The organism is Streptomyces sp. NPDC057617 (assembly GCF_042800555.1).
Taxonomy (GTDB): Bacteria; Actinomycetota; Actinomycetes; order Streptomycetales; family Streptomycetaceae; genus Streptomyces.
In genome coordinates, this window is sequence record NZ_JBHVGV010000011.1 from 148,951 (window position 1) to 168,561 (window position 19,611).

Below are 19,611 nucleotides of genomic sequence, written 5' to 3' on the forward strand. Positions count from 1 at the left end.
ACGCGTGAAACGTATGGGCACGCGTGAGCATGCATGGGCGGGCATCGCACGACACTCACGACACGCACGACACGTCAGGGAGAGTACCGACCGTGCTGGAAGAGGTGGAACGCTGGCTGACCAGGCGCTCCTGGTCGGCGGCCGACCGTACGCTCGACCGGCTCCTGCTGGCGAAGGCCGCGCGCGGCACCACGGTGAGCGTGGTGCTGCCGGCGCTCGACGAAGAGGCGACGGTCGGCGGGATCGTGTCGGTGATCCGGCGTGAGCTGATGGAGCGGGCGCCGCTGGTCGACGAGCTGGTGGTGATCGACTCCGGCTCCACGGACCGTACGGCCGAGGTCGCGGCGGCGGCGGGCGCGCGGGTGGTGCACCGGGACGCGATCCTGCCGCGGCTGACCGCGCTGCCCGGCAAGGGCGAGGTGCTGTGGCGGTCGCTGCTGGTGACGAGCGGCGATGTGGTGTGTTTCGTGGACGCGGATCTGCGCCGGTTCTCGGCGGAGTTCGTGTCCGGGACGGTGGGGCCGCTGCTGACGGACACGGATGTGCAGTTCGTGAAGGCGATGTACGACCGTCCGCTGGATGAGAGCGCTCTCACCGGCAGCCGGGGCGGCCCGGCCGGTCAGGGCGGGCGGGTGACCGAGCTGGTGGCGCGCCCGCTGCTCAATCTGCACTGGCCCCGGCTGGCCGGGTTCGTCCAGCCGCTGGGCGGGGAGTACGCGGCGCGGCGCTCGCTGCTGGAGCGGCTGCCGTTCCCGGTCGGGTACGGCGTGGAGCTGGGGCTGCTGGTCGACGCGCTGCACACGGTGGGCCTGGACGCGCTGGGCCAGGTCGATGTGGGCGTACGGCTGCACCGCCACCAGGACGACCGGGCGCTGGGGCGGATGGCCGCGGCGATCTACCGTACGGCCCAACTGCGGCTGTCCCGCGCGCATTTGGTACGTCCGGAGCTGACGCAGTTCGACCGGGGCGAGGACGGGTTCGTACCGCGCACCTACTCCGTGGACACGGAGGAGCGGCCGCCGATGCGGGAGATCGCGGAGTACACGGCCGGACGCGCGGCGTAACCGCGCATCATCACATCAGTTGCTTACATTGCACCCTTATGAGGGCAAAAGATGTGATTATCAGCCGGGCAATCGGGGTGCTGGCCGGGACACTGGTCGCGCTCACACCGCTTGCGTCCGGACAGGCGCTGGCCGCGGACCAGCCGCCGGCGGACCGGGCAGGGGTATACGGCCCGGCACGGGAGGCCGTGGAGGGCGCGGTGCACGAACCGCTGGAAGGCCATCTCGCGGACACCGGCGGCGTGGCGGAGCGGCTGTGGCTGCTCGGCGGGGTGGCACTGGCGCTGACGGGCGCGGGGGCGGTGGCACTGGCGGCGACCCGCGGCCGCCGCTGAGCTTCGACGGGGCGGGGCCGGGCGGACCGGGCTCGACGGCAGCAGGCGCCTGACCTGGCTGCCTCTCCGACGGGGCGCACGCCACACCGTCCGTACGTTTGAGCGTTTACGGGACGGGCTAGGTTCGGCACATGGTTACCGAGCCGCCCCCCCGGCCCCAGGTCCACCCCGCCCAGATCCTCGTCGCGTCCAACCGCGGCCCCGTCTCGTACACCCTGCGCGACGACGGCACGCTGGCGCCGAAGCGCGGCGGCGGCGGTCTGGTGTCCGGCCTCTCGGCCATCGGGTCCGACGACGGCGCGGTGTGGGTGTGCGCGGCGCTCGGCGACGGCGACCGCGAGGCGGTACGGCGTACGGACGGACGGCTCGACCCGGCCGACACCGGCGGCCAGCGGGTCCGGATGCTGGGGATCGCGCCCGAGGTGTACGCGGACGCGTACAACGGCGTCGCCAACTCCACGCTCTGGTTCCTGCACCACCTGCTCTACCAGACACCGCTGGAGCCGTCCTTCGGCCCGGAGTTCCGCGCGCAGTGGGCGTCGTACGAGACGTACAACCGCGCCTTCGCGGAGGCGCTCGCGGACGAGGCGGCGGAGGGCGCGGCGGTCCTGGTGCAGGACTACCACCTGGCGCTGGTGCCCGGGATGCTGCGCGCGCTCCGCCCCGACCTGCGGATCGGGCACTTCTCGCACACCCCGTGGGCGCCGGTCGACTACTTCCGGCTGCTGCCCGACGACATCGCCCGCCAGTTGCTGCGCGGCATCCTCGGCGCGGACCGCGCGGCCTTCCTGACCCACCGTTGGGCGGACGCCTTCCGCGCCTGCTGTACGGAACTGCTGGGCGGTACGGGCAACACCGGGATCGGTGTGCACGGCCTCGGCGCGGACGGCGACTTCCTGCGCGAGCGCGCGCACCGCCCGGACGTGGAGGACCGGATCGCGACCCTGCGCGAACAGATCGGCCGTACAGGAGACTCAGGTCCGGGCTCCGGCGAGCCGCGGAAGACGATCGTCCGGGTGGACCGTACGGAACTGTCCAAGAACATCGTCCGCGGTCTGCTCGCCTACCGGCAGCTCCTCGTCGACCACCCCGAATGGCGCGAACGCGTCGTCCATGTCGCCTTCGCCTACCCCTCCCGGCAGGATCTGGCGGTCTACCGCGACTACACCGCCGAGGTCCAGCGCGTGGCCGAGGCGATCAACGACGAGTTCGGCACGGACGGCTGGACCCCGGTCGTCCTCCACGTCCGCGACGACTTCGCCCGCTCCCTGGCCGCCTACCGCCTCGCGGACGTGGCCCTGGTCAACCCGATCCGGGACGGCATGAACCTGGTCGCGAAGGAGATCCCCGTCGTCTCCGAGCGCGGCTGCGCACTGGTGCTGTCACGGGAGGCGGGAGCGTACGAGGAGATGGGCGAGGCCGCGCTGACGGTGAACCCGTACGACATCACCGCCACCGCCAAGGCCCTCCACCAGGCCCTGACCCTCCCACCCGAAGACCGCGCGGAACGCGCCAAACGCCTCTCCGCAGCCGCCACGGCCCTCCCCCCACAACAATGGTTCCTGGACCAACTGACCGCCCTCCGAGCCTGACCCCCTGAGGGGGCCAGGCCCAGCCGGTCAGGCGGGGCCGGGTCGGTCCATGGCCCGGGCGAGGGAGGCGAGGTAGTCGGCGAGGGCGGCGGGGCCGGGGAGGTGGAGGTCGGCTCGGGCGGACAGTTCGGGGACTTCGGAGCCGCTGCAGATCAGCAGGCCGGGGTGGCCGTCGGAGCGGAGTTTCTCGACGGCCGCGTAGGCGGGGAGGTCGCCCAGGTCGTCGCCCGCGTAGAGGACGGTTCCGGCGCCCGTCTCGCGGACGTACTCCAGCAGCGCCACGCCCTTGTCCATGCCGGGCGGGCGCAGTTCGAGGACCAGGCGGCCCGGTTCGACGATCAGGCCGTGGCGGGCCGCCAGTTCGGCCAGGGGGTCGCGCAGGGCCTCGAAGGCGGCCTGGGGGTCGGTGGCGCGGCGGGTGTGGACCGCGACCGCCTGGCCCTTCTCCTCTATCCAGGTGCCGCGCCAGGCGCCGAACCGCTCCAGGAATCCGGGGAGTTCGGCGCGGACGGCGGCGACGCCCTCGTGCGGGGCGGGGGTACGGACGGTGCCGCTGACGGCGTCCCAGCGTTCGGCGCCGTAGTGGCCGAGGACGACGAGGTGTTCCAGGCCGGGCACTCCGGCGAAGCCGCCGTACCGTACCGCGACCCCGGCCGGACGGCCGGTGATCACCGCGACGGACGCGACATGCGGGGCGAGGGCGGCCAGCGCGGGGACGGCGCGCGGGTGGGCGCGGGCCTGTTCGGGGTCGGGGACGATGTCGGCGAGGGTGCCGTCGAAGTCGAGGGCGACGACCGCGTTGCCGGGGCGGTCGAGAAGCGCGGCGAGGCCGGCTGTGCCGGCGGGGGTGGTGGGTTGCGGCAGGTATGGGGTACCCATGCGTTTGATCGTATCGGCGGGGGTGGTGCGGGCGCGGCGGAACGGGGGGCCTGGCCCGGCCCGGGGGCCTTGTCCTCAATCGCCAGACAGGCTTGATTTGGCCGGGCTGGTCCGTACAGCCGGGCACGGACGGGCTGGATTGCGGCGGGCTCGGGCCGGAGGCCTGCTGGCGTCAGCCCTCTCGGCTTTCTCGTTTCTCCGCTCTGATTCTGCGCAGTCTGTTGACCGTCACCGGGTCGTGTTCCGCCGCCCTCGGGTCGTCCAGCAGCGCGCCGAGGAGCTGGTAGTAGCGGGTCGGGGAGATGCCCAGGTCCTCCCTGATCGCACGCTCCTTGGCGCCCGGGCCCGGCCAGCCGCGCCGTTCCACCGCGAGAACGGCGCGGTCCCGCGCGGACAGCCCAGAAGGATCAGGAACCGGATCAGGGGCGGGATCAGGCGTCGCGGTCGTCATATCCCCGGCACGCTACTCCGGCCGTCACTCCGACGTCTCCGCCGCCGTCGCGTCCCGCGCTATCCGCCCCAGGATCGCCGCCGGATTCCCGCCCGGCTCGACCGCCTGCCCGATGTTGTCCTTGATGTCCTGGCTGACGCCGCCCCAGGACCTCTTGCCGGACGGATACAGCTCCGAGGTCGGCAGCACCTTCTGGAACGTGGCCAGGTCCTTGTACTGCGTGTCCGCCGCCATCGCCTCGTTCGCGCTGTACGTGACCGGCAGCAGGTCGTACTGCCCGACGAAGTCGAGCACGTTCTTGTCCTCGAACACGAAGTCCAGGAAAGAACCGATCTCCTGGCCGTGCTTGTTCTGCTTGAAGGCCATCATCCAGTCGGCCACACCCATCGCCGGCTTGGGCTTGCCGTCAAAGCCCGGCAGCGGCAGGATCCCGACGTCGATGCCCTCCTTCTCCGCGTCGAGCAGCAGTGTCGGATGCCCGTTCAGCATCCCGACCTGACCGCTGGTGAACGCCTTGAACGCGGTGGTCCTGTCGAGTTTCGACGGGGCGACCGGGCCGGTCAGCTTCTCCTCGACGAGGTTCTTCTTGAGCCACTCGAACGTCTTGACGTTCTGGTCCGAGTCGATGTCGTACGAGTCGTCGACATTGTTCGTGTAGCCGCCCCCGCCGCTCAGCAGCCAGATCATCGTCTCGCCCTGCGCCTCCTCCGAGCCGAGGGGAAGCGCGATGGGGGTCGTCACACCGTTCGCCTTGAGCGCCTCGGCGTCGGTCTTGATGTCGTCCCAGTTCTTGGGCGCCTCGATCCCGGCCGACTCGAACAGCTTCTTGTTGTAGAAGAGCAGCCGGGCGGAGGCTATGAAGGGCAGCCCGTACTGGATGCGGTTGACCTTTCCGGCGTCCGAGAGCTGGGTGAGGAAGTTCGCCTGCGTGGGTACGGAGAGCACCTCGTCGGCGGTGTAGAGCAGATCGTCCTTGGCGTAGTCGGCGTACGAGCCGATCTGTGCGATGTCGGGAGCGCGGCCCTGCTTCACCATCTCGGCGACATCCCGGTCGACGGTCTTCCACGAGCGGACATCGACGTCGATCTTGATACCCGGGTGCGTGGACTCGAATTCCCTGGCCACGGTGGCCCAGTATTTGTCGGACCTGTCCGACGGACCGTTGCCGTAGTCGGCGGCCACGAGCTTCAGAGTGACGTCCCCCGAGCCTCCCGTGCTGCCACAGCCGGCCAGCGCCATTGTCAAACCAAGTGCGGCCATGGCCGCCGTCGCTCCCCGAAAGCGCTGCTGCACAGCTCTGTTCCGCCTCTGTTCTTCGATGGTCCCTCATGAAGTCCTGCTATGGATCAGTGATTTTCCCCTATCCGGAGGTTTACGGTCCACGCAGTGCCGGTTTCGCTTCGGCAACGTCTGTGCCAAGAGCGGACGAGCATCCGGGTCAAGAGCGGACGGGCATCCGAGAGGCAACCGCGTTTGTACGGGCGTTTGTATGCGCGTTTGTATGGGCGGGCAACAATCCAGGACAGTGGACTAGACCTTTCATGGGTCCACACGCGAGACTGTCCACGTGAGACACGTCATCGCCCTGGATGTGGGCGGCACCGGAATGAAAGCCGCCCTGGTCGGGGCGGACGGCGCGCTGCTGTACGAGGTGCGGCGCGCGACCGGCAGGGAGCGCGGCCCCGACGCCGTCGTCGAGACCATCCTCGGTTTCGCGGCCGAGCTGCGCGCGTACGGCGCCGAGCACTTCGGCGAGAGCGCTCTCGCGGCGGGCGTCGCGGTCCCCGGGATCGTGGACGCGGAGCGCGGTGTCGCGGTGTACGCGGCGAACCTCGGCTGGCGCGACGTACCGATGCGCGATCTGCTCGCCGCCCGGCTCGGGGGCGTACCGGTCGCGCTCGGGCACGACGTACGGACCGGAGGTCTCGCGGAAGGGCGGCTCGGCGCGGGCCGGGGCGCCGACCGGTTCATGTTCGTACCGCTGGGCACCGGGATCGCCGGGGCCATCGGCATCGGCGGCGCGATAGAGGCCGGGGCGCACGGGTACGCGGGCGAGATCGGGCATGTCGTGGTGCGCCCGGACGGGCCGCTGTGCGGCTGCGGGCAGCGGGGCTGTCTGGAGACGCTCGCCTCGGCGGCGGCGGTGAGCCGTGCCTGGGCGGCGGCGAGCGGCGATCCGGCGGCGGACGCGGCCGACTGCGCGAAGGCGGTGGAGTCGGGCGACCCCGAGGCGGTACGGGTCTGGCTCGACGCGGTCGACGCGCTGGCGGCGGGGCTGGTCACCGCGCTCACCCTGCTCGACCCGCGCACGCTGATCATCGGTGGCGGTCTGGCCGAGGCAGGAGAAACATTGTTCACACCGCTGCGGGCGGCGGTCGAGGAGCGGGTGACGTTCCAGAAACTGCCCGAAATCGTCCCCGCGGCCCTGGGCGATACGGCGGGCTGCCTGGGCGCGGGCCTGCTGGCCTGGGACCTGCTGGGACCGCAGGATCAGGCTCCGGCAGATCAGGCCCCGACGAACGAGGCCGAGGCCCGGGCGGACCGGGCTCCGATGGACGAGATCCGGGCGGACCGGGCCGGCGCGGCCGGGTCGCCTGCGGCGGAGGCCCTGTCCGTAGTGGACGGCCGGCCCGTAACGGACAGCCGGTCCACGGCCGGGACCGGGCCTGCGGCGGACAGCCAGTCCGCAGCGGGCAGTCGACCCGCGGCCACCGACCGGTCCGCGGCCAACGCGGCTCCGGCTGACGCGGCCCGCGCCGCCGGAGCATCCGCGGCCGAGGCCCGGCCCGTAGCCGACGACCTGGCCGCGGCCGGACCACCCCGCGCCGACGGCGGTCCTTCCGCCGCCAGCGCATCCACCCCCCATCCCCCCACCGATCCACTCGTCCCGGAGGTGAGCGCCTGATGGCCGCTCGTGCCGAAAGCACCGTTCTCGCCGGCGCCCGGGTGGTGCTGCCCACCGGGATCGTGGAGGGCGGGCGGGTGATCGTCGAGGGGCGCCGGATCGCGGGTGCCGCGCCGGACGGCGCCGCCACCCTGGACCTGTCGGGCCACTGGCTGGTCCCCGGCTTCGTCGACATGCACAACCACGGCGGCGGCGGCGCCTCCTTCACCTCCGGCTCCGTGGACGACGTCCTCACCGGCATCCGTACGCACCGCGAGCACGGCACCACCACGCTCGTCGCGTCCACCGTCACCGGCGAGACGGCCTTCCTCGCCCAGCGCGCGGGCATCCTCTCCGAGCTGGTCGAGCAGGGCGATCTCGCGGGCATCCACTTCGAAGGCCCCTTCATCTCCCCCTGCCGCAAGGGCGCCCACAGCGAGGCGCTGCTGCGCGACCCCGACCCGGCCGAGGTGCGCAAACTGCTCGACGCGGCGCGCGGTACGGCGCGGATGGTGACCCTCGCCACCGAACTCCCCGGCGGCATCGACTCCGTACGCCTGCTCGCCGAACACGGCGTGATCGCCGCGATCGGGCACACGGACGCGACGTACGAGCAGACCGTCGAGGCCATCGACGCCGGGGCGACCGTCGCGACGCACCTCTTCAACGCCATGCCGCCGCTCGGACACCGCGCGCCCGGGCCGATCGCCGCGCTGCTGGAGGACGAGCGGGTGACCGTCGAGCTGATCAACGACGGTACGCATCTGCACCCCGCGGCCCTGGAACTGGCCTTCCACCGCGCGGGCGGCAGCCGGGTCGCCTTCATCACGGACGCGATGGACGCGGCCGGTTTCGGCGACGGGCTCTACCAGCTCGGGCCGCTGGCCGTGGAGGTCAAGGACGGGGTGGCGCGGCTCGTGGAGGGCGGCTCGATCGCGGGCTCCACACTGACGCTGGACACGGCGTTCAAGCGGGCCGCGACGGTCGACCGGCTGCCGGTCGAGGACATCGTCCAGGCGATCTCCGCCAACCCGGCGAAGCTGCTGGGCGTGGACGACCGGGTCGGCTCGCTGGAGCCGGGCAAGGACGCGGATCTGGTGGTGCTGGACGCGGACTTCTCGGTCAAGGGCGTGCTGTACAAGGGCGATTGGATCGTCGAACCCCGGCTGGGCTGATTCCGGCCGCCCGCCGTCCCCGGACCGGCTTCCGACCGGGGACGGCGGCTGCCCGGGGTCTGGGCCAACCGCTTTCTTTTTGACATGATCGCTCCGGTAACTCCGGTAATAGGCAATCGGCAACAGGCCGAGCAAGTCGAGCAAGCGCATTCCCCGGGGGTGTGACGGTGATCCTGACGGTGACGCTCAACACCGCGCTGGACATCACGTACCGCACCGCCGTGCTCGTCCCGCACACCACCCACCGCGTCAGCGAGGTCGTCGAACGCCCCGGCGGCAAGGGCCTGAACGTCGCGCGGGTGCTGGCGGCACTGGGCCACGAGACCGTGGTGACGGGGTTCGCGGGCGGCCGTACGGGCGATGTCCTGCGGGAACTGCTGGCGGGCGCGCACCACGGCGCGGGCTCCGGTTACAGCGCGGGGCGCGGACCGGCGTACGGCTCCGGATACGGCTCGGCGCACGGCCCTGGCGTGGACGGACGGCGCGGCGGCGCGGGCTACGGTCCCCGCCGCGCAGACGCCCGCCACGCCCCCGGAACCGGCACCGGCACGGGCACCGGCTCCCGGCACGGTACGGGCCCCCGCACGCGACGCGGCCCGGCGGCAGGTCCGAGCACGGGTCCGCTCGCCGGTACAGGCACCGGTACGGGCGCCGACGGCCGGCACGGCCCGAGCACGGACCCGGACCACATCGGCAGTACGGAAAGCCCGGGCCCGGCCACCACGGGCACAAACACCGGCCACGAGGGCACCGGCCTGGAGGGCACCACCCCGCCGCCGCCCGCCGAAAGCCCGACCGCCGAGCCCGGCAACCCCGGCCGCACCCCCAACCCCCGCACCGCCCGCGCCTCCAGCGCCGGCACCGGCCACCCCCGCCGCCCCGGCACCGCGCCCGCCCGCGCCACCACTCGCCCCGTGGACGCCCTCGTACCCATCGCCGGATCCACTCGCCGCACCATCGCCGTCGTCGACGAGACCAGCGGCGACACCACCCAGCTCAACGAGCCCGGGCCGACCGTCTCCGCCGCCGAGTGGAACGCCTTCCTCAGCGGTTACGAACGGCTGCTCGCCGGCGCGGAAGCCGTCGCCCTCTGCGGCAGCCTGCCACCCGGCATCCATGTCGGCGCGTACGCAGAGCTGATCCGCCGGGCCCGGGGAGCGGGCGTGCCCGTACTGCTCGACACCAGCGGCGAACCCCTGCGCCGCGGTGTCGCCGCCCGCCCCGATCTGGTCAAGCCGAACGCCGACGAACTCGCCGGGCTCACCGGCTCCCGCGAACCCCTGCGCGCCGCCCGGGACGCCCGCCGCCGCGGCGCCCACGCGGTCATCGCCTCCCTCGGCCCGGACGGCATACTCGCGGCCACCCCGGACGGCGTCTGGCAGGCGGCCCCGCCCGCCCCGGCCAAGGGCAATCCGACGGGCGCGGGCGACTCGGCCGTGGCCGGACTGCTGTCGGGCCTGGTCGAACAACTCCCCTGGCCCGCCCGGCTCAGCCGCGCGGTCGCCCTCGCCACGGCGACGGTCCTGGCCCCGGTGGCGGGCGAGTTCGACCCCGAGGCGTACGAGGAACTCCTCCCGCGCGTCACCGTCACCGAACACCCGCCGCTCTGAAACCCAGCCCCCGCAGCGGGCCCGTACCGCAGTACAACCGCACACAAGCACAACGGAACTGGCACAACGGAACTGAGGGCCCATGCCACTTGCCGGCACCGGAGAACTCGTCACGGCCGCCGCTGCCGCCGGCCATGGCATCGCCGCGTTCAATGTCATCACCCTGGAGCACGCCGAGGCCATCGCGACCGGCGCCGAGCGGGCCGGCCGCCCCGCGATCCTCCAACTCTCCGAGAACGCGGTGAGGTTCCACGGCGGCGAGCCGCGCGCCATCGCCGCCGCCGCGGTGGCGATCGCCCGCGCCTCCGCCGTACCGCTCGCACTCCACCTCGACCATGTCGAGTCGGTGGACCTGCTGCGGGCCGCACCCGGCGCGGGCTTCAGCTCGGTGATGTTCGACGCCTCGAAACTGCCGTACGCGGAGAACGTCAAGGCCACCGCCGACGCGGTGCGCTGGGGCCACGACCAGGGCATCTGGGTCGAGGCCGAACTCGGCGCGGTCGGCGGCAAGGACGGTAGTGCCCATACCCCCGGTGTCCGTACGGATCCGGCGGAGGCCGCCGCCTACACCGCCGCGACCGGGGTGGACGCGCTGGCGGTCGCGGTGGGCTCCTCGCACGCGATGACCCGCCGCACCGCCACCCTCGACCACTCGCTGATCGCCGCCCTGCGCGAGGCCGTCCCCGTACCGCTCGTCCTGCACGGCTCCTCCGGCGTCCCCGACGAGGAGATCCACCGGGCGGTCGCCGCCGGCATGGTCAAGATCAATGTCGGTACGGCCCTGAACACGGCCTTCACCGGTGCCGTACGGGAGTACCTCGCGGCCCGTCCCTCGGTCGTCGACCCCCGGAAATACCTCGTCCCGGCTCGCGAGGCGATGGCCGGGACGGTGGCGGGTTTCCTACGGGTGGTCGGCTCGCGGGTTCCCCAGGGTCGGGCGGTCAGTTCTTCGGAGGCGTGACTTCCAGCCAGTCAAGGATGGCGTCGCACTGGTTGCCCGCCTCGCAGGAGATCTTGATGGTGTTCTTGCCCGCCTGGAGGTCGACCGGCGCCCAGGTGGTCTGCCAGTTCTTCTCCCAGTTCGGGTCATTCGAATGGATGAAGTTCTTCAGCCCGATGGGGTTGGAATTAGCCTTGCCATTGACGGTCAGCGTCGCGTTCGCGTCCTTGGCCGGGATGGCGTAGCGCACGGACAGGGCGTACGAACCGGCCTTCTCGATGTCCGCGGTCCAGGTCACCGACGCGCCGACGGCGTTGAAGCCCGTCACATACGAGCCGTTCGTGCCCTCGGCGCCCTTGATGTCCGTCGCGAGGGCGGCCGGCGGTCCCAGCTTCAGGGTCGCCGCGTCCTGCTTGGGAAGCTGGATGCCCTCGTCGGCCTTGTCGGACGCGCCGTCGCTCGGCTTGTTGTTGCCGTCGGCCGGCTGGGACACGGGGGCCGAGGGGCCGTCGGTCGGGGCCGCGTCGTTGTTCTCCTTGTCACTGCCGCTGGAGAGCACCGCGGCCGTGATACCGATCACGACCACCACGACGACCGCGATCGCGCCGATCAGCAGGCCCCTGGTGTTGGGACCGCCACGGCCACCGCCGCGCTGGGCCGGCACCTGGCGGGTGGTGGCACCGCCGGGGTGGGTCTCGGGGGCCGCGTAGTGCGCGTTCGGCTGCTGGCCGTACGGCGCCTGGCCCTGACCGTACGGGGCCTGCTGCCCGTACGGAGCCGTCGGCTGCCCGTACTGCGCCTGCTGCGGCGGGACCTGCTGCTGTCCGTACTGGCGCTCGCCGACCGTCCTGACCTGGTTGTACGACGTCCTGGGCACGCCGGGCTGCGCGGTCGGCCCGGGGTAGCCGTAGCCGCCCTGGCGCCGCTGACTGCCGCCCTGCGCCTGACCGTCCTCGTACAGATAGCCGAACGGGTCTTCGTCCTCGGGCGTGCTCGCGCCGTTGTTCCCGGCCGTCATCCCTGGGTCACTCCTTACCATCTCGCCAGCGTCGCCGACCGGCCGAGCCTACCTCGAATGAGTAAGCCCATGGACGGGCGTTGACTGAGGGCAGCCACTGTGCCGCCCCTGGGTGAACAACGCGTCGCGGGCATGTCGCAGCCCTGTCCCGGATACGTACCGGACGGCCCGCGAACGCCGGAAAAGGACGCCTGAAAATGACGTCCGGAAAGACCGTGCCCCGGCTGGGAGTCCGTGCCCCGGCCCGGGTTCCTGCCCGTACTTCCTGCCCCGCGCTTCCTGTCCTGCCCTGCATTTCCTGCCTTGCGCTTCGTACCCTGCACGGACTATCCGGCCCTCCGGTGGACCGTCTTGCGCGACCGCTTCTCCACGTACATCCGCTGGTCGGCCGACTGCAGGACCTCCTCCACGGACATCCCGCACGCCGCCCAACTGATGCCGAAGCTCGCGCCGACCCTGACCGCGCGCCCGTCGACCCTGATCGGCGGGATGATCGCGTTCCGCAGCCGTACGGCGAGATCCGCCGCGTCCGCCGCGCCCAGGCCGTCCGCGAGGACGACGAATTCGTCACCGCCGAGCCGGGCCACCGTATCGCCGTCCCGTACCCCGGTGGTCAGCCTGCGCGCGACCTCGATCAGGACCGCGTCGCCGGTGTTGTGGCCGAACCGGTCGTTGATGGACTTGAAACCGTCGAGGTCGCAGAAGAGGACCGCGAGGCCCTTCGTGCCGTCGTCGGTCTCGCCGTCGCCGGTGGGCGCGACCATGTGCACATGGTGGTCGAAGCCTCCGCCGCCGGCCGCGCCGCCGGTGCCCGGGCCGAGGGCCGCCCGTGCCCCGCCACGCAGACCGGCCTGTTCCTCGTACCCGTCGTATCCGTCATAGCCGTCGTACGCGTCGTACCCCGGCTCGTACAGGACCGTGCCGTCGTACCCGCCGTACGCCGCGTCCAGGGCCTCAACCGCGGTCTCGCGCAGGGCGTGGGGGCGTGAACAGAGCCGGGAGCTGAGGCGGGAGCGCAGCTCGGCGCTGTTCGGCAGGCCGGTGAGGGAGTCGTGGGAGGCGCGGTGGGCGAGCTGGAGCTCGCGGCTCTTGCGCTCCTCGATGTCCTCGACATGGGTGAGCAGGAAGCGCGGGCCGTCGGTGGTGTCCGCGACCACGGAGTTACGGAGCGAGACCCAGATGTACGTGCCGTCGCGGCGGGCGAGGCGCAGCTCGGCCCGGCCGCCCTCGGCGGAGGTACGGAGCAGGGTGCCGATGTCCTCGGGATGGACCAGGTCGGAGAACGAGTAGCGGCGCATCGCGGAGGCCGGGCGGCCCAGCAGCCGGCACAGCGCGTCATTGGTCCGCAGCAGCCGCCCGTGCTGGTCCCCGCCCATCTCGGCGACGGCCATCCCGCTCGGCGCGTACTCGAACGCCTGACGGAAGGATTCCTCACTGGCCCGCAACGCCTGCTGTTCGCGTTCGAGCCGGACGAGAGCACGCTGCATATTTGCTCGGAGGCGAGCGTTACTGATCGCAATCGCTGCCTGGGACGCGTACATCTGGAGGGCCTCCTGCCCCCAGGGTCCGGGGCGGCGGCCACCGCGCGGGCGGTCGACGGATATGACCCCCAGCAACTCCTCCTCGCCGTTCGAGGCCGCCGCACGCCCGTACTTCGAGGCCGCCGCACGCGCGTACATCGGGGCGTAGAGGCGGTCCTGCGGGTGCCACTCGTCCTCGAAGCGGGGATCGGGACCCTCGGTGTACCACTGCGGGACGTCGTCCTCCAGCAGCACCCAGCCCTCGGTGTGGGGTATGAAGCGCAGCTCGCCCCAGCACTCACCCATGGAGAGGCGACGCTCCCAGGAGCCGCGGGAGCCGACCCGGCCGGTGATCAGCGCCTCGGCGGCTTCACTGCCGGAGAAGGCGGCGACGACCAGGTCACCGTCGGCCTGTACGACATTGACGCAGGCCAGTTCGTAGCCGAGGCCGTCCACGACGCCGTCGGCGACGGCCTGGAGAGTGTCCGCCAGGCTGCGGGCGACGTTCAGTTCGGCGACGGCCCGGTGCAACTGCCGCAGGGTCGCAAGACGGACATACGGCTCCGACTCGGTCTCCATTGTTCGCTCTCCCCGAGACCTCGACAGCAACTCCAGGATTCTCATCGGCTCTCGCGTTGCATTCTCATCGCCACTGAATCACAGCGAGCTGTTCGCCCGGTACACAGGGTCAACAAATACCCCACACTGTGACTCAAGTCACATGATCGGATGACCGGGAAGAGTGCATGTTGAGAGCGCTCCCCAGGTTTTCGGAAAGCAAATTCCGTGGGCGTGTCGCGCGTGCCGTGCGCGGGTGTCGTGCGTGTCGCCCGTGGGTGCCGTCCGGGGTGCGGTCCGGAGTTGCGGTTCCGGGTGCCGTCCGGGGTGCGGTTTCGGGTGTGGGGTCGGCGCCATTGCCGATGGGTGCGCCGGTGCCCGCGGACGCGTCCTGGGGAACCGGGCCGGTCCCGCTGGTCCTAGGACCGGTCCTGGTCCGGTGGGCCGATGCGGGGCGACGGCGGACAAGGTTAGCGTTCGGCCGTGTCCCAGTTCCGGGCGACCCCCGCTTCCCGTACCGAGGCCCCCGCTCCCAGCGCCGGGGCCGTCCCCCATGCTGAGGGGGTGAGCAACGACGAGTTCCGCGCCGCCCTGTCCCGGCTCGCCGCGGGCGTGGTGCTGGTGACCGCGTACGAACCGCCCCTGAGCGCGGAAGGACCGCGCGGCGAGAACGCCGGGATGACGGCGACGGCTTTCATGTCCGTGTCCCTGGACCCGCCGCTGGTGCTGGTGAGCGTACGGAACGGCTCCCGCATGGACGACCTGCTCGCCGAACAGCCCCTGTGGGCCGCCTCCCTGCTGACGGAGAGCCAGCGCCACATCGCGGGCCGGTTCGCGATGAAGGGCAGGATCAGCGACCGCCTGCTGTTCGAGGACATCCCGTACCGGCGCGGCGAGGCGAGCGGCGCCCCGCTGATCGGCGGCGCGCTGGCGACCCTGGAGTGCCGTACGGAACAACGGGTGGAGGCGGGCGACCACACCCTGGTCATCGGCCGCGTCCTGACGGCGGAACTCCCGAGCACGGAGGGCGGCCCGCTGATGTACTTCAAGGGCCGCTACCGGCAACTGGGCCAGGGATAGGCGAGCCCCCGCGCAGGGGCAGGAGAGCCCCCGCGCCGTTACGACCAGTCGCGGCCCGTGCGGCCGCGCTTCGTCTCCGCCCGCTGCTTCTTCTCGCGCAGCCGGCGCTCGTTGATACCGCGTGGGATCTTCGTCTTCCGGCGGGCCCGCGGCGGCGGGGCCGTCGCCTCGGCCAGCAGGGATGCCAGCCGTACCGCCGCCATCTCGCGGTTGCGCCACTGTGAGCGGTGCTCCGAAGCGCGTACGGCGATCACACCGCCCACCAGCCGGTTCGCGAGCCGCTCCAGCGCGCGGTCCTTCCAGACCTGCGGCAGCGCCTCCGTCTTCGCGAGGTCGAAGCGCAACTCGACCTGTGAGTCGCTGGTGTTGACGTGCTGTCCGCCCGGCCCCGACGAGCGCGAGAAACGCCACATCAGCTCGGCCTCCGGCAGGGAGACCGAACCGCGGATGACATACGGAGGCCCGGACATGCCCCCATGGTCGCGTGCCCGCGCCATTCCCGTCACCCCCTTTTCGCCGCGCCCCCGCTCCGTATCGACCCGCGCCTGCCGGTGCGTACGCGCGCTCTGTCCTCCCTCCGGGTAAAGAAAGTAAAGGGGCGCGGAACCTCCCGGTCCTCTGCCCGCGTTATGTCGGGTGACGGTAACTTCGGGACGACCCGAAGCCCGCACACGACAACGAAAGGGACATCCCCATGGCTGTAAGCCTGTCCAAGGGCGGCAACGTCTCCCTCACCAAGGAGGCACCGGGCCTGACCGCCGTCACGGTCGGCCTCGGCTGGGACGTCCGTACGACCACCGGCACCGACTTCGACCTCGACGCCTCGGCCATCGCGGTGAACGGAGGCGGGAAGGTCGTCTCCGACGGCCACTTCGTCTTCTTCAACAACAAGTCGACGCCCGACCAGACCATCGTCCACACCGGTGACAACCGCACGGGCGCGGGCGAGGGCGACGACGAGGCGATCAACGTCAATCTGGCGGGTCTGCCGGCCGATGTCGACAAGATCGTCTTCCCGGTCTCCATCTACGACGCCGAGACCCGCAGCCAGAACTTCGGCCAGGTGCGGAATGCGTACATCCGCATCGTGAACCAGGCCGGCGGCAGCGAGATCGCCCGTTACGACCTGAGCGAGGACGCCGCGACCGAGACCGCGATGGTCTTCGGTGAGCTGTACCGCAATGGAGCGGAGTGGAAGTTCCGCGCGGTCGGCCAGGGCTATGCCTCGGGCCTGGTGGGCATCGCGACGGACTTCGGCGTCAACCTCTGACGAGGGCTTCTGACGAGGGCTTCCGACGTCGGCTCTTGACGGCGTGACGAAGCTCTGAGCGCAGCTCGGCCGGCCGTCCGCAGGGGCGGTCGGCCGGGCTGCCGGGCTGCCGGCTGAATAGCCTCGCGGGCGGTCAGTCGAGCGGAGGCCTGTCGTCGCCGTCGCCGTACAGCCACGCGTCCCAGATCCCGCCCAGATCGCGGCCCGACTCCCGCTCCACATAGGCCGTGAAGTCATCGGTGTCGGCATTGCGGTGACGGTATGTCTCCAGCCAGCCCCGCACGATACGGAAGAAGGCCGCGTCGCCCACGGCCTCCCGTACCTGATGGACGACCATCGCGCCGCGCCCGTACACCGGAGCGTTGGAGATATGCGCGGCGGACGGCGGCTCGGCGGGCGGAAACGCCCAATTCTCGTCGTCGTCGTAGGCCTCTTCGAAACTCTGCCGCACCGGCACCTGTTCGGTGTGCTCGGCCCAGAGCCACTCGGTGTACTCCGCGAACCCCTCATTGAGCCACATGTCGCGCCAGGACTTCGGGGTCACCGAATTCCCGAACCACTGGTGGGCCATCTCATGTACGAGCGTCGCGACGCTGGTGGGACCGGGGAGGAAGGGCCGGTTCTGGGTCTCCAGGGCGTATTGGGAATCGCCCTTGCGCCCGATGATCACGCCGGTTGAGGAGAAGGGATACGGCCCGAAGGTCTTCTCCTCCCAGGTGACGATGGCGGGAAGCTCGGCGAGGAGCCGCGCGCTGTCGGCGGCGACGGAGGGATCGACGGCGTTGTAGATGGGCAGGGGGGTTGTGTCCTGGTCCGCGGTCCTGGCCGCCTTGCCGGTCTTCCCGGCGTCCGTCCCGCCTGTGTTCCCGGCCTTCTCGGCTTTCCCAGTCTTCCCGGCCTTCTCGGGCTTCTCGGTCCGTACCGAGGTCTCGGTCTTGTACGGACCGATCGCGACGGTCGCCAGATAGCTGGCCATCGGCTGCGCGGAGTGCCAGACGAAGGTGGTGCGCCCGTCCGTCGTACTCTCGCTCCTCAACTCACCGTTGGAGACGGCCTTCTGCCCCTCGGGCACGGTGATCCGGATGTCGTACGCCGCCTTGTCGCTGGGGTGGTGATTGCCCGGATACCAGGCCATCGAACCGGTCGGCTCCCCCAGCCCCACCGCCCGCTGCCCCGCCACCAGCCACCCCTCCTCCGACTTGTCGGGATCGACGATCCGCCGCGGCACGCCGGAGTAGCGGACGACCGTACGAAAGATGTCGCCCCGCGCCACATCGTCACGGGGCCGCAGAGTGAGCTCCGAACCGGCGCGGTGGAGCGCGGCACTTTCGCCATCCACGGTCACGGAATCGACCCGCATCCCCGCGAAGTCGAGATTGAAGGCGCTCAGAGCCTGGGTGGCGCGGGCGGTGATCTCGGCGGTGCCTTTGAGCCGACCGGTGGCGGGCACATAGTCGAGGGTCAGCCCATAGTGCTGAACGTCATAACCGCCATTGCCCAGCCGAGGAAAATAAGGATCCCGCACCCCCGCACTCCCCGGCCGCCCCCGCACAGCCCCCTCACCGGCACAGCCGCTGAGTACAAGAAGGGTGAGGGGAAGAAGAAATGTCAGAGGCACACCCAGCCGCTTGTCCACCCCCCGATCCTAGGCGCCCCCGATCCCAGCCGCCCGGCTCAGAACTCGCCGGTGTCCAGCTCGAACCCCAGCGGCTCAGGAAGCGGAACCGGCTCGGAGAGCTTGTACGGAACCTTGCGCTTGTAGTCCTCGCCGAAAGGAACTGTGCACAGCACAGCCTGATCGGCTTCCCGGTCGATGAGGAGGTAGACGGGAATACCGGCGCGGGCATACCCACGGATCTTCTTGACCCGGTCGTTGTCACCGGTCGAGCGCGATGTCACCTCGGCGATCAGAAGCACGGGAGCGGGATCGTGATACTCCAATGTGTCCGCGAAGCTCCCCTTCGGCGCGATCACCAGGTCGGGCACGATCTTTCCGGTGACCGACGCGCCTGGAACGTACAGCCCGATGCACGTGTAACGCCCCAGGTCTTTGCGGTGATCGCGGACCTGTCCGCTCAACTCCGAAACAATTTCTTCGTGTTCGCCATTGGCGGGAGGCGCCACGTGGATCTCCCCTTCGATCAATTCCACGCGCCACCCCGCTGGGGCAGCCGCACTGAACACGTCGAAGGCCGCTTCCACTGTCATGGCCGGGATCTTTCCCTTCATCTGTCGCAGCATCCGCATGTAATCGACTTCGCCGCCCTCGGTTTCGTACGGCTCATCCGGCTCGTACGAGTCCGAGTCATACGGCTCGTATTCGGAAACAGGCAGTGCCACGGCGGACCTCCTTCGTGCAAGCGACACTGCCAGCCTAGGCCGCACGGCAGGAAAGGAAACTGTAATCCTTCACTCGAACGTGCGAACGGTGACGTTTCTGCAGGCCAGAGACTTACGAGCCGATCCACACCGCGCGGCCGGGGGTAGTGAGCGGGCGCGCGGGGGTGGCAGGTGGGTGCGTGGGGTGGTGGGGGGTGGGCGTGGGAGCATTGGGGGGTGCTTGACATTGGGTATTCCCTCTCCCGGCGTTTTCCCGATCCGCCACAGACCGACTACCGGCTCGCGGATGTTCAGGCACTGCGGCACGACCTGTTCTGCGGGGATGTCTATCTCGCGGACACCAAGGCGGACCGTGAGGTGTCCACAGCCTGGGGATGGGTGCCGGTGCTCGACTTCGCGTGGGCGCTGTGCGACATCGTCGAGCGGCTCGACCGCGACCCGCGGGGCAGCCGCGCGGCCACGCCGCAGTACGCCGAGCTGGACTTCACCGAGTCGGCCGACCGGATGTTGTTCCAGCGGCGGTTCGGCTGGGTCGATGTGGAGGCCGACTGGATGGCGGGCGACGAGCCCCCGCTCACCTTCAGCCACCGGCTGCTCCGCCGCGAGGCGCGCGACTTCCTGCACGATCTGATCGCGGACCTGGCCGACATGCACGAAGGCCTGGCCGACAACCCGATCGTCTGGGACCTCCAGGCCCGCTTCCCCCGCGTCTGACCTGCGCTTGTACGGGCTGGTGGTACGAGGGTGGCGCGCCGCTCGTCACCCTCCCCCTACAGGCCCTCCACCGCGGGCACGCGACCGGCACACACCCCTTGCATCGTTTTCCGGATCGTCAGGCGTACATCCCCGGCCTCCGGGCAGACGAGGAGTGCCGGGGCAGCGCCGGGAGCGGGCA

The 19,611-nt window shown here is 71.0% G+C and carries 16 protein-coding genes and 3 pseudogenes; 11 read left to right on the forward strand and 8 right to left on the reverse strand.

Annotation, left to right across the window (positions count from 1 at the left end):
- Window positions 1-92: 92 nt before the first annotated feature.
- The 3 genes from ACFU9P_RS26065 (at window position 93) to ACFU9P_RS26075 (ending at window position 2,991) form a co-directional block, all read left to right on the forward strand.
- A complete protein-coding gene (locus tag ACFU9P_RS26065; protein ID WP_384085090.1) occupies window positions 93-1,064 on the forward strand; it encodes a glucosyl-3-phosphoglycerate synthase in 972 nt (323 codons plus the stop codon).
- 38 nt (window positions 1,065-1,102) lie between these two features.
- Window positions 1,103-1,399 (forward strand): hypothetical protein, encoded by a 297-nt coding sequence (locus ACFU9P_RS26070; RefSeq protein ID WP_376381605.1) that lies wholly within the window; start codon window positions 1,103-1,105, stop codon window positions 1,397-1,399.
- A 131-nt stretch (window positions 1,400-1,530) separates the two neighbouring features.
- A complete protein-coding gene (locus tag ACFU9P_RS26075) occupies window positions 1,531-2,991 on the forward strand; it encodes a trehalose-6-phosphate synthase (RefSeq protein ID WP_384085093.1) in 1,461 nt (486 codons plus the stop codon).
- 27 nt (window positions 2,992-3,018) lie between these two features.
- Here ACFU9P_RS26075 and otsB read toward each other — a convergent pair whose 3' ends face one another.
- From otsB to ACFU9P_RS26090, 3 genes are all read right to left on the reverse strand, one after another.
- Window positions 3,019-3,870 (reverse strand): trehalose-phosphatase, encoded by an 852-nt coding sequence (gene otsB / locus ACFU9P_RS26080; protein WP_384085096.1) that lies wholly within the window; start codon window positions 3,868-3,870, stop codon window positions 3,019-3,021.
- Between the two features lie 172 nt (window positions 3,871-4,042).
- The gene (locus ACFU9P_RS26085) at window positions 4,043-4,321 is read right to left on the reverse strand and encodes a DUF3263 domain-containing protein (protein WP_384085099.1); all 279 of its coding nucleotides are present in this window, start codon (window positions 4,319-4,321) and stop codon (window positions 4,043-4,045) included.
- Between the two features lie 24 nt (window positions 4,322-4,345).
- Window positions 4,346-5,581: an ABC transporter substrate-binding protein gene (locus ACFU9P_RS26090; RefSeq protein ID WP_376381613.1), complete on the reverse strand. Its 1,236-nt coding sequence runs from the start codon at window positions 5,579-5,581 to the stop codon at window positions 4,346-4,348.
- 307 nt (window positions 5,582-5,888) lie between these two features.
- Between ACFU9P_RS26090 and ACFU9P_RS26095 the strand changes: the two are divergent.
- From ACFU9P_RS26095 to ACFU9P_RS26115, 5 genes and pseudogenes are all read left to right on the forward strand, one after another.
- A pseudogene (locus tag ACFU9P_RS26095) lies at window positions 5,889-6,818 on the forward strand (ROK family protein); the annotation flags it as partial.
- Between the two features lie 407 nt (window positions 6,819-7,225).
- Entirely contained in the window at window positions 7,226-8,380 is a 1,155-nt protein-coding gene (gene nagA, locus ACFU9P_RS26100) for an N-acetylglucosamine-6-phosphate deacetylase (protein ID WP_376381615.1), read from the forward strand.
- A gap of 167 nt (window positions 8,381-8,547) precedes the next feature.
- Window positions 8,548-8,763: pseudogene (locus tag ACFU9P_RS26105) on the forward strand (PfkB family carbohydrate kinase); the annotation flags it as partial.
- A gap of 528 nt (window positions 8,764-9,291) precedes the next feature.
- A pseudogene (locus ACFU9P_RS26110) lies at window positions 9,292-9,990 on the forward strand (1-phosphofructokinase family hexose kinase); the annotation flags it as partial.
- An 82-nt stretch (window positions 9,991-10,072) separates the two neighbouring features.
- On the forward strand, window positions 10,073-10,951 hold the full coding sequence (locus ACFU9P_RS26115; RefSeq protein ID WP_384085103.1) for a ketose-bisphosphate aldolase: 879 nt from the start codon (window positions 10,073-10,075) through the stop codon (window positions 10,949-10,951).
- On the opposite strand, the gene ACFU9P_RS26120 is transcribed toward ACFU9P_RS26115, so the two are convergent.
- Both ACFU9P_RS26120 and cdgB read right to left on the reverse strand, forming a co-directional pair.
- Entirely contained in the window at window positions 10,932-11,948 is a 1,017-nt protein-coding gene (locus tag ACFU9P_RS26120; protein WP_384085106.1) for a CBM35 domain-containing protein, read from the reverse strand. The genes ACFU9P_RS26115 and ACFU9P_RS26120 overlap by 20 nt on opposite strands.
- A 326-nt stretch (window positions 11,949-12,274) precedes the next feature.
- On the reverse strand, window positions 12,275-14,047 hold the full coding sequence (gene cdgB, locus ACFU9P_RS26125; protein ID WP_376381621.1) for a diguanylate cyclase CdgB: 1,773 nt from the start codon (window positions 14,045-14,047) through the stop codon (window positions 12,275-12,277).
- A gap of 543 nt (window positions 14,048-14,590) precedes the next feature.
- On the opposite strand from cdgB, the gene ACFU9P_RS26130 reads away from it, so the two are divergent.
- Window positions 14,591-15,106 (forward strand): flavin reductase family protein, encoded by a 516-nt coding sequence (locus ACFU9P_RS26130; protein WP_384085110.1) that lies wholly within the window; start codon window positions 14,591-14,593, stop codon window positions 15,104-15,106.
- A gap of 38 nt (window positions 15,107-15,144) precedes the next feature.
- Here ACFU9P_RS26130 and arfB read toward each other — a convergent pair whose 3' ends face one another.
- Window positions 15,145-15,576: an alternative ribosome rescue aminoacyl-tRNA hydrolase ArfB gene (gene arfB / locus ACFU9P_RS26135; RefSeq protein WP_046506243.1), complete on the reverse strand. Its 432-nt coding sequence runs from the start codon at window positions 15,574-15,576 to the stop codon at window positions 15,145-15,147.
- Window positions 15,577-15,800: 224 nt separating this feature from the next.
- Here arfB and ACFU9P_RS26140 point away from each other — a divergent pair, with 224 nt between their 5' ends.
- A complete protein-coding gene (locus ACFU9P_RS26140) occupies window positions 15,801-16,376 on the forward strand; it encodes a TerD family protein (protein WP_046506246.1) in 576 nt (191 codons plus the stop codon).
- A 133-nt stretch (window positions 16,377-16,509) separates the two neighbouring features.
- Here ACFU9P_RS26140 and ACFU9P_RS26145 read toward each other — a convergent pair whose 3' ends face one another.
- Together ACFU9P_RS26145 and ACFU9P_RS26150 are read right to left on the reverse strand one after the other, a co-directional pair.
- On the reverse strand, window positions 16,510-18,012 hold the full coding sequence (locus ACFU9P_RS26145) for a M1 family metallopeptidase (RefSeq protein ID WP_384085115.1): 1,503 nt from the start codon (window positions 18,010-18,012) through the stop codon (window positions 16,510-16,512).
- A gap of 38 nt (window positions 18,013-18,050) precedes the next feature.
- Window positions 18,051-18,617, reverse strand: a complete 567-nt coding sequence (locus ACFU9P_RS26150; RefSeq protein WP_384085424.1) for a Uma2 family endonuclease — start codon at window positions 18,615-18,617, stop codon at window positions 18,051-18,053.
- 315 nt (window positions 18,618-18,932) lie between these two features.
- Between ACFU9P_RS26150 and ACFU9P_RS26155 the strand changes: the two genes are divergently transcribed.
- Window positions 18,933-19,430 (forward strand): hypothetical protein, encoded by a 498-nt coding sequence (locus ACFU9P_RS26155; RefSeq protein ID WP_376381635.1) that lies wholly within the window; start codon window positions 18,933-18,935, stop codon window positions 19,428-19,430.
- Window positions 19,431-19,611: the final 181 nt, after the last annotated feature.

Excerpts from the sequence above, each read along its gene's own strand:
- ACFU9P_RS26140 (WP_046506246.1), top strand. The coding sequence starts at position 15,801 with ATGGCTGTAAGCCTGTCCAAGGGCGGCAACGTCTCCCTCACCAAGGAG.
- ACFU9P_RS26085 (WP_384085099.1), bottom strand. The coding sequence starts at position 4,321 with ATGACGACCGCGACGCCTGATCCCGCCCCTGATCCGGTTCCTGATCCT.
- arfB (WP_046506243.1), bottom strand. The coding sequence starts at position 15,576 with ATGTCCGGGCCTCCGTATGTCATCCGCGGTTCGGTCTCCCTGCCGGAG.
- ACFU9P_RS26090 (WP_376381613.1), bottom strand. The coding sequence starts at position 5,581 with ATGGCCGCACTTGGTTTGACAATGGCGCTGGCCGGCTGTGGCAGCACG.
- nagA (WP_376381615.1), top strand. The coding sequence starts at position 7,226 with ATGGCCGCTCGTGCCGAAAGCACCGTTCTCGCCGGCGCCCGGGTGGTG.
- cdgB (WP_376381621.1), bottom strand. The coding sequence starts at position 14,047 with ATGGAGACCGAGTCGGAGCCGTATGTCCGTCTTGCGACCCTGCGGCAG.
- ACFU9P_RS26115 (WP_384085103.1), top strand. The coding sequence starts at position 10,073 with ATGCCACTTGCCGGCACCGGAGAACTCGTCACGGCCGCCGCTGCCGCC.
- ACFU9P_RS26075 (WP_384085093.1), top strand. The coding sequence starts at position 1,531 with ATGGTTACCGAGCCGCCCCCCCGGCCCCAGGTCCACCCCGCCCAGATC.
- ACFU9P_RS26150 (WP_384085424.1), bottom strand. The coding sequence starts at position 18,617 with ATGCTGCGACAGATGAAGGGAAAGATCCCGGCCATGACAGTGGAAGCG.
- otsB (WP_384085096.1), bottom strand. The coding sequence starts at position 3,870 with ATGGGTACCCCATACCTGCCGCAACCCACCACCCCCGCCGGCACAGCC.
- ACFU9P_RS26070 (WP_376381605.1), top strand. The coding sequence starts at position 1,103 with ATGAGGGCAAAAGATGTGATTATCAGCCGGGCAATCGGGGTGCTGGCC.
- ACFU9P_RS26120 (WP_384085106.1), bottom strand. The coding sequence starts at position 11,948 with ATGACGGCCGGGAACAACGGCGCGAGCACGCCCGAGGACGAAGACCCG.